Annotated in this window: 22 protein-coding genes; 8 read left to right on the top strand and 14 right to left on the bottom strand. The window is 42.1% G+C overall.

Annotated elements, in window-relative coordinates:
• The 3 genes from ywrJ to cotH form a co-directional block, all read right to left on the bottom strand.
• Entirely contained in the window at nt 1-678 is a 678-nt protein-coding gene (ywrJ, locus tag BSU_36040; RefSeq protein NP_391485.1) for a hypothetical protein, read from the bottom strand.
• A 59-nt stretch (nt 679-737) separates the two neighbouring features.
• Nucleotides 738-1,880, bottom strand: a complete 1,143-nt coding sequence (gene cotB, locus BSU_36050) for a spore coat protein (outer) (protein ID NP_391486.1) — start codon at nt 1,878-1,880, stop codon at nt 738-740.
• Between the two features lie 127 nt (nt 1,881-2,007).
• Complete coding sequence (cotH, locus tag BSU_36060; RefSeq protein NP_391487.1) at nt 2,008-3,096, bottom strand: spore coat protein kinase; 1,089 nt, start codon at nt 3,094-3,096, stop codon at nt 2,008-2,010.
• Between the two features lie 140 nt (nt 3,097-3,236).
• Here cotH and cotG point away from each other — a divergent pair, with 140 nt between their 5' ends.
• Nucleotides 3,237-3,824, top strand: a complete 588-nt coding sequence (gene cotG / locus BSU_36070; protein ID NP_391488.1) for a spore morphogenetic protein — start codon at nt 3,237-3,239, stop codon at nt 3,822-3,824.
• Nucleotides 3,325-3,804 (top strand): doubtful CDS (putative in frame frameshift), encoded by a 480-nt coding sequence (locus tag BSU_36079; protein YP_009514005.1) that lies wholly within the window; start codon nt 3,325-3,327, stop codon nt 3,802-3,804. The genes cotG and BSU_36079 overlap by 480 nt, the downstream gene beginning before the upstream one ends.
• Nucleotides 3,825-3,997: 173 nt before the next feature.
• Nucleotides 3,998-4,615, top strand: a complete 618-nt coding sequence (ywrF, locus tag BSU_36080) for a putative flavin-binding monooxygenase (RefSeq protein ID NP_391489.1) — start codon at nt 3,998-4,000, stop codon at nt 4,613-4,615.
• A 177-nt stretch (nt 4,616-4,792) separates the two neighbouring features.
• Complete coding sequence (gene ywrE / locus BSU_36090; protein NP_391490.1) at nt 4,793-5,128, top strand: hypothetical protein; 336 nt, start codon at nt 4,793-4,795, stop codon at nt 5,126-5,128.
• Nucleotides 5,129-5,132: 4 nt separating this feature from the next.
• Here ywrE and hpxW read toward each other — a convergent pair whose 3' ends face one another.
• Nucleotides 5,133-6,710, bottom strand: coding sequence for an oxamate amidohydrolase (gene hpxW / locus BSU_36100; RefSeq protein ID NP_391491.1), 1,578 nt, complete (start codon nt 6,708-6,710; stop codon nt 5,133-5,135).
• A 213-nt stretch (nt 6,711-6,923) separates the two neighbouring features.
• Between hpxW and chrS the strand changes: the two genes are divergently transcribed.
• The 3 genes from chrS to chrA are packed head-to-tail and all read left to right on the top strand — an operon-like array spanning nt 6,924 to nt 8,540.
• Nucleotides 6,924-7,400, top strand: coding sequence for a transcriptional negative regulator of chromate transport (Lrp/AsnC family) (gene chrS / locus BSU_36110; RefSeq protein NP_391492.1), 477 nt, complete (start codon nt 6,924-6,926; stop codon nt 7,398-7,400).
• A 13-nt stretch (nt 7,401-7,413) separates the two neighbouring features.
• Complete coding sequence (chrB, locus tag BSU_36120) at nt 7,414-8,007, top strand: chromate transporter subunit N (RefSeq protein NP_391493.1); 594 nt, start codon at nt 7,414-7,416, stop codon at nt 8,005-8,007.
• Nucleotides 8,004-8,540, top strand: coding sequence for a chromate transporter subunit C (gene chrA, locus BSU_36130; protein ID NP_391494.1), 537 nt, complete (start codon nt 8,004-8,006; stop codon nt 8,538-8,540). The genes chrB and chrA overlap by 4 nt, the downstream gene beginning before the upstream one ends.
• A 26-nt stretch (nt 8,541-8,566) precedes the next feature.
• On the opposite strand, the gene ywqO is transcribed toward chrA, so the two are convergent.
• On the bottom strand, nt 8,567-8,788 hold the full coding sequence (gene ywqO, locus BSU_36140) for a hypothetical protein (protein ID NP_391495.1): 222 nt from the start codon (nt 8,786-8,788) through the stop codon (nt 8,567-8,569).
• Nucleotides 8,785-9,330, bottom strand: coding sequence for a putative oxidoreductase (gene ywqN / locus BSU_36150; protein ID NP_391496.1), 546 nt, complete (start codon nt 9,328-9,330; stop codon nt 8,785-8,787). The genes ywqO and ywqN overlap by 4 nt, the downstream gene beginning before the upstream one ends.
• Before the next feature lie 122 nt (nt 9,331-9,452).
• Here ywqN and ywqM point away from each other — a divergent pair, with 122 nt between their 5' ends.
• Nucleotides 9,453-10,334 (top strand): putative transcriptional regulator (LysR family), encoded by an 882-nt coding sequence (gene ywqM / locus BSU_36160; protein NP_391497.1) that lies wholly within the window; start codon nt 9,453-9,455, stop codon nt 10,332-10,334.
• A gap of 84 nt (nt 10,335-10,418) precedes the next feature.
• Here ywqM and nfi read toward each other — a convergent pair whose 3' ends face one another.
• The 8 genes from nfi to uglF all read right to left on the bottom strand — a co-directional run bounded on the left by nfi (nt 10,419) and on the right by uglF (nt 16,809).
• Nucleotides 10,419-11,135 carry an endonuclease V gene (nfi, locus tag BSU_36170; protein ID NP_391498.2) on the bottom strand — a complete coding sequence of 239 codons (717 nt, stop codon included), beginning with the start codon at nt 11,133-11,135 and terminating at the stop codon, nt 10,419-10,421.
• Between the two features lie 9 nt (nt 11,136-11,144).
• On the bottom strand, nt 11,145-11,609 hold the full coding sequence (gene rttO / locus BSU_36180; protein NP_391499.1) for a putative ribonuclease antitoxin: 465 nt from the start codon (nt 11,607-11,609) through the stop codon (nt 11,145-11,147).
• Entirely contained in the window at nt 11,599-13,407 is a 1,809-nt protein-coding gene (rttN, locus tag BSU_36190) for a putative ribonuclease toxin (protein NP_391500.1), read from the bottom strand. The genes rttO and rttN overlap by 11 nt, the downstream gene beginning before the upstream one ends.
• A gap of 18 nt (nt 13,408-13,425) precedes the next feature.
• A complete protein-coding gene (gene ywqI / locus BSU_36200) occupies nt 13,426-13,686 on the bottom strand; it encodes a hypothetical protein (protein ID NP_391501.1) in 261 nt (86 codons plus the stop codon).
• A 9-nt stretch (nt 13,687-13,695) separates the two neighbouring features.
• Complete coding sequence (ywqH, locus tag BSU_36210; RefSeq protein ID NP_391502.1) at nt 13,696-14,118, bottom strand: hypothetical protein; 423 nt, start codon at nt 14,116-14,118, stop codon at nt 13,696-13,698.
• 216 nt (nt 14,119-14,334) lie between these two features.
• Complete coding sequence (locus BSU_36215; protein ID YP_009514006.1) at nt 14,335-14,460, bottom strand: hypothetical protein; 126 nt, start codon at nt 14,458-14,460, stop codon at nt 14,335-14,337.
• A gap of 49 nt (nt 14,461-14,509) precedes the next feature.
• Nucleotides 14,510-15,295 (bottom strand): hypothetical protein, encoded by a 786-nt coding sequence (ywqG, locus tag BSU_36220; protein NP_391503.1) that lies wholly within the window; start codon nt 15,293-15,295, stop codon nt 14,510-14,512.
• A gap of 191 nt (nt 15,296-15,486) precedes the next feature.
• Nucleotides 15,487-16,809 (bottom strand): UDP-glucose dehydrogenase, encoded by a 1,323-nt coding sequence (uglF, locus tag BSU_36230; RefSeq protein NP_391504.1) that lies wholly within the window; start codon nt 16,807-16,809, stop codon nt 15,487-15,489.
• Between the last annotated feature and the right edge of the window lie 11 nt (nt 16,810-16,820).

A 16,820-nucleotide genomic window follows, 5' to 3' on the forward strand; every position in this document is an offset into this window, starting at 1 on the left:
CTAGGGAAGATGCATTGTCTTTAGATGATTTAACTTCCAAATGACTGGCTCTCCACTTGCGTTAATAAGCTCAATGATATTATTAGAGACACCCTTTAATAGTCCGACTTTTTCTGGCACCTCTCCCATATCAAATATGACCAATTCACCAATATTTTTTTTGATCTGCTCCTCAAAATTACGCACAAGAGGAACTTTGGAAGGCACGACCGGCAATTGTGAGTTGTCAAGAGTATACGGTGTTTGTTCAGTTGAATAAGGGGTAAACCATTTTAAATGATGCATAGATATAAAAAGTATTTTAAATACGGGTGAGAAAAATACAATATAATCGTTTAAAACATTTGTAACATATCCATGGATCGATCGACCCCCAGTTACATAAACTTCAATAAACTGGCCTTTGACCTTGTTTAATGTATTTCTATATGAAAAAGCTTGAGTTTCTGCCTCTATCATTGGATCTTCCGGATTGATCAAAAATGGCTTCTCAGTACTGGTCACTATTTTCGCCTTGTTTATTTGATGAAGATGCAACAAGGGAATATAAAGATAATTGCAGCCATCAAAAATAACAAAAATATCCTGTCCGATATCTATGAGGGTGCCGACAAACCTTGTATCTCCTGAAATGACAACCTCAACATCTGTGTTAAGGAATTGATTCAAACCTTTCACGATTCTCCTCCTTTAACTGAAAAAGGGCATCACTTTATCTGATGCTCCTCCATTATCTATTAAAATTTACGTTTCCAGTGATAGTCTATCGTTCTGACAATCGTTTCATAGCTATAATCTTCCTTTTGTTTTCCTGAACTTTTTATTGAACTTGAATAGCCTGGTGATCTTGATGATTGATAATCTGAAGATCTTGGTGATCGTTTAGATGATTTTGATGATTGATAATCTGAAGATTTTAATGATCGTTTAGATGATTTTGAAGAACTTTTTGAACGTGACGAACGGCCAGATTTGGATGATTGATAATCCGAAGATTTTAGTGATCGTTTAGATGATTTTGAAGAACTTTTTGAACGTGACGAACGACCAGATTTGGATGATTGATCATCTGAAGATTTTAGTGATCGTTTAGATGATTTTGATGAGCTATATGATTTTGAAGAAATGAACGAATTGCTGTCCTTATCATTATTGTCTTCCTGGTTTTGTTCATTTTTTTGATCCTCTTTTTTGTACGACCCTTTTGGACCTAAGCTGATGCTTTTTATGTGAAAAGGATAGATGCGAAGCACCTCTTGATTTTTCACTATAGTATAATGGCCGTCGGCATTATCTACAAGGATACCCTCAATGGCTTCCGGACCTCCACGATTAATTGAAACCCATTTATGAGTCAGACTCTTAAAAACCTCGCTTAAATCATCAGCTTCCAAAACTCCAACTGGCGTCTGCTCTTCTATTTTCAAATCAGGCTCGTGTTTACTTATACTTTTGATGTGATGGATATTAAAATACACTACCCCATCCTCATTTGTGTTTAACGCAGCGTAATCATCTCCCAGCCAGACCAATCTTCCTTTTTTAGATTCCGGACCCCCTTGGTTAAATTGAACTGATTGGTTTATTAAATGTCCGATTAAGCTATGAAAATCATCAGCATCGAGCATTTCCTCAGTCTCAATTGTTGTGGTGCTATTATTGGTATCCTCAGTAATACTTTTCACATGCTCCAACTGATAATAAATTATTTTTTTTTCAGCTTGTAAAGCTATATAATCTGATTTTACAGCTGTTAATTTTCCTTTTTTAGATTCCGGACCTCCACGATATACAGTAACAATTTTATCTTTCATTGAGTGCAAAAAGTTATAATACGATATTTCATTATTTGAATGATATTTCATTCTCCTCTTGCTCATTCAAATTCCTCCTAGTCACTTATACATAGATGATAAACATACTGCATATATACGTGTCACATTTATTTGTTGAACTAATTCAATAGCCTAATTGTCGCTTTTTCCGCGAATACCCATTTTCACGCATTCATAAAATACTTAAATGATCTTTGAGGTATTGTGAACGGTTTTTAATATACTCGCAGATCACATCCGGCTCACGGTCAAAACGCTCAATATCATTCTTTTTATACGGGTCCATGAGGACAAACGGCCTAATCCGTTCATACATCGCCATGATTTTCGGTTCCATATATTCTATTGTAAAAAGAGATTGGAGCGTTTTTTCTAACAGGCGCTTGTAGGACTTGCGAAACTCGGATTCATCCAATATCCGGGCGGTTAGTGTATTAAATCCTTGAATTCTTACATAATCGGCAGCCATCCGCTCTCCATGGATATCCCTGCCCCAAGTCGCATCATAATCCCAAGGAATCACCTCAAATAATCCGGTTTCCCCGCTTCTGTATAATGCGTAGTTGTGGACAAACCCGTCATAGTTCGAGGTGAATACAATACCAGCAAGCCAGCGCAAATACTTATCGACATCCACGTGTTTTGTCACTTCTGACTTAAACTGAGCTTTAGGGACCGTATTAATTTTAAAAATCATATCTTGTAAATAAAAATCATCTTCCTCAGTCCCTGTTTTCTTTTCATATCCAAGCTCCAGCGATGTTTTCGTTTCCCTTTCTAAATCGCTCATCAGAGAAAAGTTGGCATCATCATCCACCGCATAAAAAATCGCGCCATCAGCCAGCTTCCTTTTCGCCAAATAATATTCATCTACGGATTCAAGTTCAAGATAAACCCCTTCATTCTTCCCATTCATCTTTACAAACGCAAACTCTGCCTTTGGAGACAGTGTCCCTAGCTCCGAGAAAAAATCCAGAGACAATTTGTTTCTCATCAAGGAAGGGTCTTTATACTCCGCATTTAAGTGAATCTCTCGCGCGCCGCGGAATGTTTTCGGCTGATAAAAGGAAATATGGTATGACTTCTTTTTGAAGTCTCTGATATGTGATCCCCGATAAGCGATATCAATATCCAGCCTTTTTTGATTTACCTTCATCACAGCTGGCACCGGATCATCGTCCCATATATCCTTTTTTAATTCACGCAAGTCTTTTGGATGAACAAACAGCTGATAAAGCGGTAAATTGGATTGATTCTTCATCCATAATCCTCCTTACAAATTTTAGGCTTTTATTTTTATAAGATCTCAGCGGAACACTTATACACTTTTTAAAACCGCGCGTACTATGAGGGTAGTAAGGATCTTCATCCTTAACATATTTTTAAAAGGAGGATTTCAAATTGGGCCACTATTCCCATTCTGACATCGAAGAAGCGGTGAAATCCGCAAAAAAAGAAGGTTTAAAGGATTATTTATACCAAGAGCCTCATGGAAAAAAACGCAGTCATAAAAAGTCGCACCGCACTCACAAAAAATCTCGCAGCCATAAAAAATCATACTGCTCTCACAAAAAATCTCGCAGTCACAAAAAATCATTCTGTTCTCACAAAAAATCTCGCAGCCACAAAAAATCATACTGCTCTCACAAGAAATCTCGCAGCCACAAAAAATCGTACCGTTCTCACAAAAAATCTCGCAGCTATAAAAAATCTTACCGTTCTTACAAAAAATCTCGTAGCTATAAAAAATCTTGCCGTTCTTACAAAAAATCTCGCAGCTACAAAAAGTCTTACTGTTCTCACAAGAAAAAATCTCGCAGCTATAAGAAGTCATGCCGCACACACAAAAAATCTTATCGTTCCCATAAGAAATACTACAAAAAACCGCACCACCACTGCGACGACTACAAAAGACACGATGATTATGACAGCAAAAAAGAATACTGGAAAGACGGCAATTGCTGGGTAGTCAAAAAGAAATACAAATAATCTAAGTTTTCATTGTTTCAATAGGCTGCCGGCGGAGGTACGGAAGCCTATTTTTTTATTTGCCCTGTATTAGATATATGTCATGACATAACATATGCAACCCGCATCATTTGGTTTCCTTTAAACCATTTCGTTATAATCAAGGTATCCTAACGATAAAGGCGGTTGTTGCTATGTACATATTTCAAGCTGATCAGCTTAGTGCCAAAGACACATACAAGCTATTGTCAGGTACCGTTATTCCCCGCCCCATTGCATTTGTGACAACACTTTCTTCAGGAGGAGCGGTAAATGCCGCGCCTTTCAGTTTTTATAACGTCGTCAGCTCAGATCCTCCGCTTCTCAGTATTTCTGTTAACAGGACGGAAGGACGCCAAAAAGATACAGCACGAAACGCAGTGGAGAACGGAGAATTTGTCGTTCATGTCAGTGATGAAGCCATCATTGAAGATATCAATGAAACAGCTGCAAGCTTAAGGCCGGATGAAAGCGAGCTTACACGCACCTCGCTTCATCCTGTTGAAAGCAAAGCTGTTTCAGTTCCCGGCATTAAGGAAGCCCGCGTTCGCTTTGAGTGCAAATTAGAGCGGCATATTACCTTTGACAATGATCAAGGCATCACTACAGCAGATCTGCTCATCGGAAGAGTTGTCTGCTTCCACCTAGATGAAAAGGTGTATGATGCAGAAAAGGGATATATTTTAACGGATGAATTAAAGCCTGCCTCACGATTGGCGGGAAATCACTATGCCAAGCTGGGGGAAGAATTCACACTGATTCGTCCCAGCTGAAGAGAAGGACTATTTAAATAGAAGAAACTAGTCAAAAAGACCTTATGATTACAAAATATCGCCTGTAAATAACTGAAAAAATATCAAAAAAAAGAACACCCAGAGCAAGCTCGGGGTGTTCTTTTATGAAACGTTTTTCCTTTTTCTTCGTATAAAGGTAGATTAGGAGGAATTGGAATGACAAACTTTTGGATTTTAATGCTGATCGCTATTACCATCAGTCTCGCCTCTCAATTTTTTATAAAGAAAAAATACGGTATTGATAAATCCGGCTGGCGATATAAGCATGTCAGCAATACACACAAATGGATCGAAATCACTTTACTTATTTTGTTTGTGTTTTCACTCTCCTTTTTTCCAGTTGAATATTTGCTTCTTTTATTTTTTATTGTGATTGACTCAATACGTATTTTTATGGAGTGGCATTATAGACCTGAAGATAAACAGTATATGTACCACATTGTAGAGGTCTCCCTTATGTTTATGCTTTTGATTTATGTTTGTACCCTATAGTTATTTAAATCCCCACAGCCGCTCCGTCTCCCCGAGGATCGGCTCCGCCTTGGAGAAAGCCTTCTTCATCAACTTTGATTGCAGCCGCTTGTCCCATCAGCGGATCATAGTCACCGACAACCTCCACGAGATGCCCGCTGTCTTTCAGTTTTTGGATTGTTTTGTCTGTGAATCTGCCCTCGACTCTGAGACCTTCGTATTCCTCTCCCCACGTTCTGCCCCATACCCAGCGCGGTTCGCTGATTGCCTGCTGTGGATGCATTCCGTAGTCCAGCATTCGGGTAATGATGGCCGTCTGGGTCTGCGGCTGGCCTTCGCCGCCTTGTGTGCCGTACAGAATTTTTGGCTTTCCGCCTTTACAGACCATAGCCGGCATCAACGTATGGAAGGTGCGCTTTCTCGGTTCAAGCGTGTTGACATGATTTTCATCCAGTGAGAAAAACGATCCGCGGTTTTGCAGTAATATGCCTGTATCACCGGCAGTGACTGCCGAGCCAAATTCAAAGTACAGGCTTTGAATGAATGACACTGCGTTGCCATCCGCATCGATTACGGCCGCATATGCCGTATCACTTCCCACCGGCCTGCTTTCTGCCGGTATTGCGAGATAGCCGATTTCTTCTGCCAATTGTTTTGCATAACGTTTGTCCAAAAGCCTTTCAAGCGGAATGTCTGCAAACGCCGGATCAGTCAGGACGGCATCCCGATCTAGAAAACTCTTTTTCAATGCCTCCACAAGCACGTGATAATACTCAAATGAACCGTGTTCGATTTGGGTGAAATCATAGTTTTCCAAAATGTTCAGTGTTAATAAACCGGTAAATCCCTGAGAATTCGGCGGCGCCTGATACACACTGTATCCTCGATAATCACTTGATACAGGCGCTGCCCACTCACCCCGATGCGCTTTAAAATCATCGATTGTCATGTAACTGCCGTTATTCTGTAAATGTGAGACAATCCGCTGAGCGAGATCTCCTTCATAAAATGCGCTTCTTCCTTTTTCAGCAATCAAGTTCAGACTGTCTGCAAGCTCTTTTTGCACAAACCGCTCTCCCGGGACAGGTGCTTTGCCCCTTCTCGTGAAGATGTCAGCCGTGTAAGGCGTGGAAGCCAGCAGTTCAATATTCTTTTCTGTGTGACGACACTGATCAGCTGATACAGGAAACCCATTTTGGGCATAATCGCGTGCGGGCTCCAATACATCTGCAAGAGACAGACGCCCGTACTCCTTCAGGACCGCATCCCAGCTATCAACCATTCCCGGCACGGTAATAGCACTGTCAATTCCCCGCAGCGGAATCGCGCTTTTTCCCTTATATACATCTCTCGTTACGTTTTTTCCTGAACGGCCGCTGCCATTGTAGACTTTTACTGCCTTTGTTTCCTGGTGAAAGGTCAGCCAAAAGGAATCCCCGCCAAGTCCGGTCATATGCGGGTACACAACCGCAAGACAAGCACTCACCGCAACAGCGGCGTCAAACGCGTTGCCTCCCTTATCCAGTATGCGGTTTCCGGCTTGAGAAGCGAGATAATGCGGACTGACGACCATTTGCTTTGTACCGATGACAGATTTGTTCATCACAAGTCCCCTTTTTTAAGAAATTTTCTTCAGTATAGGGAGCCTGATTTTTCACATCTACTGATCCGGCAGAAAAACTGACGAACTTTCTTCTTTTCGCAAATAATAAGATATTTTCGCATTCATTTCGAAAACAAATGAAAAATTATTATTTCTATACGTAACTTTTATGATAAAATGATTGCTAAAAGGCTACGAAAGCAGGTGGAGCAATTGAGTCATGAATATCAAATCCCCAACCTTGTACTTGATGAGACTGATAAACAAATTCTCACGATTTTGCATGAAGAAGGCAGAATTTCTTATACGGATCTTGGCAAAAGAGTCGATTTGTCACGGGTCGCCGTTCAGGCCCGTATCAACCAATTAATTGAAGCCGGTGTTATTGAAAAATTCACCGCTGTCATCAATCCCGCTAAAATCGGCATCCATGTTTCCGTGTTTTTCAATGTCGAGGTAGAACCGCAATTTTTAGAAGAGGTCGCTCTTAAGCTTGAGGAAGAGCCTGCGGTCACCAGCCTTTATCACATGACAGGCCCGAGCAAGCTGCATATGCATGGGATCTTTACCAACGATCAAGAAATGGAAGAATTCTTAACAAAACGGCTGTATCCATTGCGAGGCGTCGTCAGTGTTGATTGCCAGATGCTGATCAAACGATACAAAAGCCGTATGGGAATGAAGCTGTAAAGGAGAGAAACAAATGAAAAACCATCCTTATCGGGATATGACGGCCGCAATGGTTCGCACCGGCATATTAGGGTTCGGCGGCGGACCTTCCGTGATTCCGCTGATCCGCCATGAAGCGGTCAATAAATATAAATGGATTGACGATGATGAATTCGGAGAAATATTAGCAATCGCTAATGCGCTTCCCGGACCGATTGCCACCAAAATGGCTGCTTATCTGGGCTTTAAGCTAAAAGGCACATTAGGTGCAATTGTGGCGATCCTCGCCCACATTCTGCCTACATGTCTTGCGATGGTGGGCTTGTTTGCGGCTGTAAATGTGTTAAGCCATTCAGCAATTGTTGCAGGTATGATTGGTGCCGTCACGCCGGTAATTGCGGTCATGCTCGGAATCATGGCGTACGAGTTTGGCCAAAAAGCGCTTAAAGGTTTCGGCTGGGTTACCGGCATCCTGTTTTTTATCATCGCTTTTATCGGCCTGCAAACTTTACAGATTAATCCCGGCCTGGTCATTATCATTTTCTTAGCTTACGGGGCGTTTCATTTTAAACTGAAAGACAAAATCACAAATAAACATTCAAAAGATAAAGGAATGTCAGCCTCATGATATCGATCTATTTATTTATGGCGTTTTTTATCGCAAACCTACTGGGATATGGCGGCGGACCTGCGTCTATCCCGCTAATGTTTGAAGAAGTCGTAAACAGATACAGCTGGCTCTCAAACGATCAATTCTCAAATATGCTCGCACTTGCGAACGCATTGCCGGGCCCGATCGCCACGAAAATCGCTGCGTATGTCGGCTACAGCGCAGGCGGGTGGCCCGGCTTCCTAATTGCCCTGATCGCAACCGTCGTACCGTCGGCGCTCGCATTGATCGTCCTGCTGCGCATCATCCAGCGCTTCCGCCAATCACCTGTCATCAAAGGCATGACGCTGTCCGTCCAGCCTGTCATCGCGGTCATGATGCTCATTCTTACCTGGCAAATCGGCGCAGACGGCATCAAAGCGATCGGCTGGGTCCAATCGATCGTGATTACGGGAATTTCGCTCCTTGCCATGACAAAATTCAAAATGCATCCGGCATTTTTGATTATTGCGGCGTTTTTATATGGGGGCCTTGTGATCCCTTATTTATAGAAAAAAGCACCTGGACAGGTGCTTTTTTATTTTAGCCCAGAAATGCCGTTTGATATGACAGCTGTTTCTTCTCCTGCGTCACTCTTGATCATGTGCTTGACTTGCAGCGTGGTTCCTGCCATTCTCACAGATTGCTTCAACTGGGACGAATTGGTTTCAACTTGTATCCAAACAGGAGGCTGGACCTTCCAAAATAAATAGAGTGCAAGAATCAGCAAGCCAGCAATGACCGACAGCAAAAACTTCATATCGCATCGCTTCTTTTCAGTAAGCGGCTCGCAGCGGACAGCGCCTGATGATCACGAAGAATATCGCCTGGACGATTGCCTTCTCCCAGCACATAGCCTTTAAAGGACATTCCCATAAAATGAAAAATATGTTCGAATTGCTGAATCAGCGGCAGCCCTTTTATTTTTGGATTGTCTCCGCCCACTGCTATTACATATGCCTGTTTCACTGACATTTGCTGTTTAAAATCAGGAAATCTCGGATCTCTCAACGTCTGTGACCAGCGATCAATAAACAGCTTTAATGTCCCTGACATGCCAAACCAATAAATTGGGGTGGCGAATATAAGAATATGGCACTGCAATATCCGTTCAATGATAGAATCGTAGTCATCTTGAACAGGACGAAAGCCGCCTTGGGCGTGACGCAGATCTTCAATTGGTTGAATTGGATATTTCTGCAAATAAATGTGCTCCGCATCGAATCCTTGAACAGCCTTCTCCGCAAGAACATCCGTATTTCCGCCAGACCGAGTTCCGCCGTTAATAACCGCAATTTTCATGATGCATCTGCTCCTTTGTTTACGAATGATTTTCTTCATCATATAATGGATTCATCAATCAATACAGATGATTATTTCGATTAATCCAATCGCTAAAACCGATTTAGAAAGGAAGAGAACAAGTGGAATTGAAGCAGCTGATCACCTTTATTACGGCGGCTGAACATGTAAACTTCACCCTAACCGCCAAAATGCTTAATTATGCACAATCAAGCGTTACCTCTCAGATCAAATCACTTGAAGAAGAAATCGGAACGCCTTTATTTGAACGGCTCGGCAAGCGGCTTATCTTGACAGAAGCAGGAAAAACGTTCAAATCTTATGCACAGAAGATCATTGCGTTAACAGAAGAAGCGAAAATGGCCACAAATCAAGTAAGAGAAACAACCGGAACCTTAAAAATCGGGGCGACGGAAAGCCAGTGCACATACCGCCTGCCCCCTATCATAAAAGAATTTAAACAGGCTTTTCCCCAAGTAAAGCTCATATTCAAACCATATATCTCCAATGAACAAGCGAAAGAACAGCTCTTACAGGGCCAGCTTGATATCACCTTCATCTTGGATGTAAACCGGATGGAAGACGCACTGCACGTTGAATCTTTGATTCAGGATGAGATCAAAATGGTGGCTGCTAATGACCATCCTTTTCCTGCGGATTTACCAGTAACATTGAAGGATCTTCAAAACGAAACTCTTCTGCTGACAGAGGACGGCTGCTCGTACCGCACGCTCTTTGAGAACAATTTGCATGACTCCGGTATCTATCCTAACAAATTGGAATTCGTCAGCATAGAAGCCATCAAACAATGCGTGATGGCCGGACTTGGGATTGGAATCTTGCCTGAAATGACAGTAAAAGATGATATTGCAGCAGGCCGGATGAAAGAACTCAATTGGCAGAGCGATTGCCCCGTTTTCACTCAATTAGCATGGCATAAGGACAAGTGGATGTCTGCGCCATTAAAGGCTTTTATCGATTTGACACGGAAAACATTCAAATAAAACCTCTCCACAAGGACGACAAGGTTTTTGAGACCAGGGCACACACATACAAAAAAAACACTTGATGACTTAGAGCCCCAAGTGTTACACGTGATTTTTCTGATAAAACGTTCGCAAAACATGCGTCTCAAGGTCAGCCAGGCGGACAGGGATCGGCAGCCTGCTTTCTTGATTGATCAAGCTCATCGTGATCTGATAGCTGCTGTCTAAATCAATATAATTACCGCAAGACAAGAAAATAGGCTTCACGTCCCGCCGCGTTCGCAGCGCCCGTCCATATACCTCGCCGTCAATGATAATATCGGTGTATGCGCCTACTTCAATTTCAGGCGTCACGAAATCGCAGCCTTTGATTTTGAGATAGGTTTTCGCTATCCCAATCGTCGGCTTGCCCAGAAAAAAAGCCGCATGGGTGGCAACGCCCATATGATTGTAATGCAGATATCCGTTGCCATCAAACAAGAAGACATCCGGCTCCGTCTCCAGCTTTTTCGCCGCCTCGATGATCAAGGGCAGCTCGCGAAACGCAAGAAAACCGGAAACATACGGCACGCTGATTCTCCCCATGCTGTGCACTTTTTCAATGACTTCTTTTGTATCAGCGTCAATTACGATAATACAGCACACTCCGTATGGTTCTCCATCCTGCTCCCAATAGGCCAGGTCGACGCCTGCGCAGGTGTTGATGGAGTCTGGATGGATCGTGGGGGATAGGTTGATACGATTTTTAAGGTTAAATTGCACTTGTAAAAAGTCTTGTTCCTTTTTCATATCAAATTTATGCACATCAAATACCTTCATAACGATTGCTCACTCTCGACCTAAATTAATGTGAGTCTCTCTTCTCGATTCTAGTATTTCAAAATGAGGACTATCTGTATCTATCTCGTACTTATTTAATAGATTGCCTTCTTCATCCCAATTCTTTTCAGAAATTAGTATGGAATGCTCATACTGTTGCTCACTTTTTTTCCTGCCATTTTCAAACCAAATTATGCTTATACCGTGCAATTGCCCATATCGGTATTCTTTTTCACTTTTTTTATTCCCGTTTTCATAAAATTCACATGTTAAACCATGGGCCAGACCATTCTTATATTTAGTAAAATAGATGATTTGACCATTTGGATATAATTCGTAAGCCAGCCCTGTAAACGGCTGGCCATTTTCGTCTTCAGGATTATCTAAAATCTCATCACTTACCGAAGAGAACCATAAATCCTCAAAGTCCACTCCCTTTTCTTTTATACTCTTCATATCATATTCATTTTCCATACTTTAAAGCCTCCGGTATATAATTTGTATTTTGAGTTATATATTCACAATGTGGACATCTAGGCATTGGGACACCTTCTGGCATCTTTTTATTTATTTTCCTAGCACTTACTACATATACCATTAAATCTTTTAAATCCGCATCAGGTCTTTGAAGTAACGCTTCATTTAGAGCATTAACTTCGGCATGAGAACCCGCCCCTGACGTCTTTATATAACCTTCTTTAAGTTCTGTAGGCATATTTACAATTCTATCATGAATAAGTGGATGTAGTACCTTAGGTGGCTTCCCATCTATATTGTTTATTCCAAAATAATAATTGCCTGTTTTTTTGTCCAATACACCAGCTACCGCAGGGCCTCTTTGTTTTTTAGTTAGACCAGAAGATTTAATTCTACTAAGTTCGTTTAGTACTTCTGCCCTTAGATTTATTCGATGGTGAAGATCTTCTTTAGACAATACACCATGCTTATTTCTTAAATATTGAAGCCTAGTTTGTTTTTCTTCAGTAGTCTTAGCAATATTGCTAATAAGGCTTTCATTACTCACTTTATTGACATATGGAGCATTTTTTTGGTACAACCGATCAAAGTAGTGTGCCAATCCTGCTCCACCAATAATAGTAATAGCTTCCAGCGCCCCTTGCTTCCGCTTCTCCTCAGACACTTTGTTTCCGAACATATCCCGGCCTGTGACAGCTTCTGAGAATCCGTTTGACGCAACAAGGCCGTATGCGCCCATTTCTGTCATTTTGAGAATGTCTAAGGATTTGCCTGTTTTGTAGGCGTCTAATGCGTGTTCAGCAGCGATAGCTGCTTTTCCGGTTTTGTAGATGGCTTTTCCGCCTTTGAAGGCCCGGCCTGCCCAGCCGACGACTGGTATGAATCCGGCAGCGGCCATAGCTCCTGCTGTCACACGCTCCGCGGTGGAGAGTTTTTCTCCGGTAACCGGATCAACGCCTTCGGTTGCTCTTTTATAATCATAATAGCCAGTGACTTCTCCAGTAAAGTTGCAAACTCCATCCCATGTTTTTTCGTACCACGGTTTGTTTGCTTCTTCCTCGGCTTTTTCCTGGAGCCGTCTTGCTTCTGCTTGCTGGGTTTTTGCATCGATATAGGTTGTTCCTTGATTTTCTACTTCAATGACGCTTTTGTAGACTTCATTGCTGTGGAAGGCTTTTTTGTCATAGTACATAGGGGATGCGCTCTTCCCATTGCTGGTGGCCTGCATGAGAACAGAATATTTGGTGAGCACTGCGTTGTCCAGAGATTCTAAATTTTGATATTCAGTGGTCAGGGATTCATCAAGCTTATCGACAGCTGTGATTGTATCACGTCTGATTTTTTGGGCATCGCCCATCTTATCTGCATAGTCGTCAAGCGTGTACATGTCGAGATCAATAATATCGCTGATGCCTGACAAAATAGAATCGATTTCTTCTTTATGAGCGGAGACAATCTCTGAGGCTTTCAGGTCTCCATTGGGCAGCTCATGATCCAAAAAAGAAGTTTCCACATATGAATCATTCAGTTCTTGATCTTTAATATCTCCTGAAATGCCGTTTAAAAACGCAATTTGAGCAGAGACAAGCGTCAGCCAGCTGTCTACGATTTCTGCCTGTCCCTGAAAAAAATCTTTAATATTGTCCGCGCCATTTCCTTTAAAATTATCGCCTAAATCGGCAACTCCCTGAAACGCTTTTTTCAGCGTATTCAGCTGCTCTTCAAGCGTCTCATATTGCTTTTTTCTGCTCTTCGCTTCTTCGATTAAAGATTTTGATTCAAATACTTTACTCATCGCACTGCCCTTTCTGTTCTATTTTACCGCTATCGCCTCGTCCTGCTCTTTGAGTGAATCTACGTTATCCTTTGTATCCTCGATATTTTTCTGTACCGCTTTTTTGTAATCTCCGAGCATGGTTTTGATGTTCTCCTCACGCTCATGGTATTTTTTCGTATAATCGAGGCTGTTTTTTCCGTTGGATCCTGCGGCGCCGATTGATACGTCAGCAAGCGCATCTTTGACAGAATCTAATGTTTTGATGACTGTGTCGTACTTCAGCTTAATTTCTGACATAAAAAAAGATCACCACCATTTTAGTTTACTAATTGTATTTCCGACTTCTTCCGCGAACTCTTCTCCCTTTTTAAGAAGATCTGCTGCACCATTTGCTATGAACAATTCCGATGCATATTTAGCTTTATCCCATTCAAGATCAAAAATTTTCCCGTTAATCGAAGCCATATACTCGTTATATTTATCATTCACAATCTTAGATGCTTCCGATTTCGCCTCTTCTCTTCCCTTGTCGAAATCATCGGCTTTTGTTCCCGTCCAATGCTTGCCCAATTCCGGTTTCACAATTTCTTTGATTTCAGTGATTGCCTCTTCTTGCAGTGTGTCTATGTCCTTTTTTGCTTTTTTCAGCTTTTCGATCTTGTCTTCCACGTCTGAAATTTTTCCGTTGAGCGAACTTTTGATATCCGCTAGCATACTTTCATAACCCATCTGAATCACCTCTTAATACTCAAAAAGTCGTATGGAGGGGCTGATGAAGATAGACTTTTCCATACTTTATTTCCATATATTATATTTTAAAATAGCCAGAAGGCGGCTTAAATAGGGTAAATGGCTTAATTTAGGCATATAACGCTCTTGAAATGTAGGTATTTGATCTTGTTTTTGTTCGTTATACAGCTAATAAAAGCGTTTTATAAAATGAAATCACCTAATGTCATAGTTATAAAGGCACTTGAAAGAGGCAGATGTTGTTGATCTGCCTCTTTCGGCGCTGAGCTTATTGTTCATGTTTATGTTCTTCATCTGGTCGGCCATGTCTGATTTTGTCATTTGGCTTCTATTATTCCCCCCTTCTGACCCTTTGGATCAAAAGCTTGTATTAGCTGCAGTCCCAGTTGTACAGAACGTTTGAAAAGTCTTTTTTCCTTAGATCTTCAGGTGTGATGAAAAAATTGGCGATGCCGACGTCTCCCCACATTGAATCGATATCATCGTCTGAATCAATTTGTAACAGCATGATGGTGTGTTCTTTATATGCGTATTCCCGGGGATCATGCTGGGTAAAAGAAGCGTATCCGCCAATTTTATGGCCAAATCCGTTTTCAGCCAGTTCATTATAAATGTCTTCTTCATCCTCGCCGAACTGACCAAAGAACTCCATTGTTTCCATGCCCGTATACTGCTCAAATTGAAAATCTGTAGGCAGCACCCATTCCGAAGATTTCACAGGCTCGACTGCCGCTTCTGATAAAATCGGAAAATCACATTCGCCTGTGCCAATAAATGAAAAATCAGAAACAAGCTCGTCATCGTTTTCTACGATATTTTCAAAATAGATCACTCTGAAATTCTTTTGTTCACATCGATCGTCAAAATTCAATCCATAGACGTCATCATGAACAGAAATGTAGAACTGCAGGATACCTGAAGAAGGGTAGCCGTCAAGCTGGGGAATGTGCGAGAAATTAATCTGCGCCAGAAGTTTCATCGGCTGTCCATTTTCGTCAGTCGGATATGTTTCATGCTTGGGGAAATAGGGATCACCGGCAATTTTGCTGTCATATCGTCCTGTTTTCCCCTTTCTCACATTCAGTTTCACGTATTCTTTCGCTGATTTCTCCAGCAAGTCGCGGTACGGTCTCATTTTTTCGGGCAGATGATTCATCAGATTCTCTCCTTTTCCGGCATCTCCAAGGTTTTATTTTCTGGTTTTCTTCTAATGTTTTTCAAACGAATGTTTAAAGAAGCCCTACTTCTGCATAATTTTCCAAACAATAGTTAAATAGTAGCAAATGTATTCAGCACCCCGCAATAGATGAAAAAAAGACTGGTGCGCAACCAGCCTTTCTTTTTCATCTATTGAATTGCACCTGACGGAACAACCGCCTTCCGTCCGACAGAATAATACTCCACTCCTGCAGCCAAAGCCTCATCCAATGTGTAGCAGTTTCTGCCGTCAAATATGAGCGGCGTTTCCATCAAATCCTGATAAGCCGCTAACGGGAATTGTTTAATGTCAGCCCAGTCGGTTAAAATCATGACGGCGTCAGACCCTTTGACAGCTTCCTCGATCGTCTCTTTATATTCAACAGCTTGCGGGAGAACATGCTTTGCATGGCTAACTGCAATGGGATCGTAGGCTCTGATACGGGCGTCGAGCGCAGCGAGACGGTCTGCAATAACAATTGACGGCGCTTCTCTCATATCGTCGGTATTCGGTTTAAATGACAGGCCTAAAAGGGCAATCGTTTTTCCCGTCACCCCACCGAGCCTGTTCAGCGCTTTATCAACCAGCATCGCCTGCTGATTGTTGTTGACTTTGATAACGGATTTCAGCAGTTCAAAATCATGCTCGACATTGCCGGCAATTTGCACGAGGGCGTTTGTGTCCTTTGGAAAACAAGAGCCGCCGTAGCCTATGCCCGCTTTTAAAAACTGGCTCCCGATCCGCTTATCCTGTCCCATCCCGTATGCGACTGCTTCAATATCGGCGCCGACCTTTTCACATATATTCGAAATTTCGTTTATAAAACTGATCTTAGTGGCCAGAAAAGCATTTGAGGCATATTTGATCATCTCGGCGCTTCTGATATCCGTTTGGTAAATCGGGATTTGAAACGGACGGAAGAGCTCCTCCAGCGTATTTGCTGTTTTCTCATCGGCCGTCCCGATCACGATCCTGTCACCATGAAAGGTATCATAGATCGCCGACCCCTCACGCAAAAATTCCGGATTGGATGCGACCGAAATACTGACAGGCTCCGCTAGATGTTCAGTAATCAGTCCATTAATCAAATCGTTTGTCCCAACGGGCACTGTGCTTTTCGTTACCACGACTGTATCTCGTTTGACATGCTTTGCGATGCGTTTGGCCGCATCTGTAATTTGCTCCAGATTGGCGTGCCCGTCGCTTTTCTGCGGTGTGCCGACCGCTATAAAAATGATGTCTGCCTGTGCCAAGCCTTTCTCATAGCTCGTTTCAAAGTTCAGCCGTCCATCAGCTGTATTTTTTCTCATCAGCTCTTCAAGACCTGGTTCAAATATGGGGGAAATGCCCTTTCTCATTTCATCAATCTTGTGAGCGTCAATATCAATGCAGGTTACATGATGTCCAATCTCAGAAAGAGAAACACCTGTCACAAGACCGACATAGCCTGTTCCGATGACTGTTATATTCATTGTTTCCCTCC

The sequence above is a fragment of the Bacillus subtilis subsp. subtilis str. 168 genome, assembly GCF_000009045.1.
In the GTDB taxonomy this organism is placed as follows: domain Bacteria; phylum Bacillota; class Bacilli; order Bacillales; family Bacillaceae; genus Bacillus; species Bacillus subtilis.

What these genes read in the sequence shown, in the direction of transcription:
- ywqG (NP_391503.1), bottom strand. Translation starts at nt 15,295, where the DNA reads ATGAATCATCTGCCCGAAAAAATGAGACCGTACCGCGACTTGCTGGAG.
- ywqN (NP_391496.1), bottom strand. Translation starts at nt 9,330, where the DNA reads ATGAAAATTGCGGTTATTAACGGCGGAACTCGGTCTGGCGGAAATACG.
- nfi (NP_391498.2), bottom strand. Translation starts at nt 11,135, where the DNA reads ATGAAGGTATTTGATGTGCATAAATTTGATATGAAAAAGGAACAAGAC.
- rttO (NP_391499.1), bottom strand. Translation starts at nt 11,609, where the DNA reads ATGGAAAATGAATATGATATGAAGAGTATAAAAGAAAAGGGAGTGGAC.
- ywqH (NP_391502.1), bottom strand. Translation starts at nt 14,118, where the DNA reads ATGGGTTATGAAAGTATGCTAGCGGATATCAAAAGTTCGCTCAACGGA.
- BSU_36215 (YP_009514006.1), bottom strand. Translation starts at nt 14,460, where the DNA reads ATGACAAAATCAGACATGGCCGACCAGATGAAGAACATAAACATGAAC.
- ywqO (NP_391495.1), bottom strand. Translation starts at nt 8,788, where the DNA reads ATGAAGTTTTTGCTGTCGGTCATTGCTGGCTTGCTGATTCTTGCACTC.
- uglF (NP_391504.1), bottom strand. Translation starts at nt 16,809, where the DNA reads ATGAATATAACAGTCATCGGAACAGGCTATGTCGGTCTTGTGACAGGT.
- cotB (NP_391486.1), bottom strand. Translation starts at nt 1,880, where the DNA reads ATGAGCAAGAGGAGAATGAAATATCATTCAAATAATGAAATATCGTAT.
- ywrF (NP_391489.1), top strand. Translation starts at nt 3,998, where the DNA reads ATGTACATATTTCAAGCTGATCAGCTTAGTGCCAAAGACACATACAAG.
- ywrE (NP_391490.1), top strand. Translation starts at nt 4,793, where the DNA reads ATGACAAACTTTTGGATTTTAATGCTGATCGCTATTACCATCAGTCTC.
- cotH (NP_391487.1), bottom strand. Translation starts at nt 3,096, where the DNA reads ATGAAGAATCAATCCAATTTACCGCTTTATCAGCTGTTTGTTCATCCA.
- hpxW (NP_391491.1), bottom strand. Translation starts at nt 6,710, where the DNA reads ATGAACAAATCTGTCATCGGTACAAAGCAAATGGTCGTCAGTCCGCAT.
- chrB (NP_391493.1), top strand. Translation starts at nt 7,414, where the DNA reads ATGAAAAACCATCCTTATCGGGATATGACGGCCGCAATGGTTCGCACC.
- ywqI (NP_391501.1), bottom strand. Translation starts at nt 13,686, where the DNA reads ATGTCAGAAATTAAGCTGAAGTACGACACAGTCATCAAAACATTAGAT.
- chrA (NP_391494.1), top strand. Translation starts at nt 8,004, where the DNA reads ATGATATCGATCTATTTATTTATGGCGTTTTTTATCGCAAACCTACTG.
- rttN (NP_391500.1), bottom strand. Translation starts at nt 13,407, where the DNA reads ATGAGTAAAGTATTTGAATCAAAATCTTTAATCGAAGAAGCGAAGAGC.
- BSU_36079 (YP_009514005.1), top strand. Translation starts at nt 3,325, where the DNA reads ATGGAAAAAAACGCAGTCATAAAAAGTCGCACCGCACTCACAAAAAAT.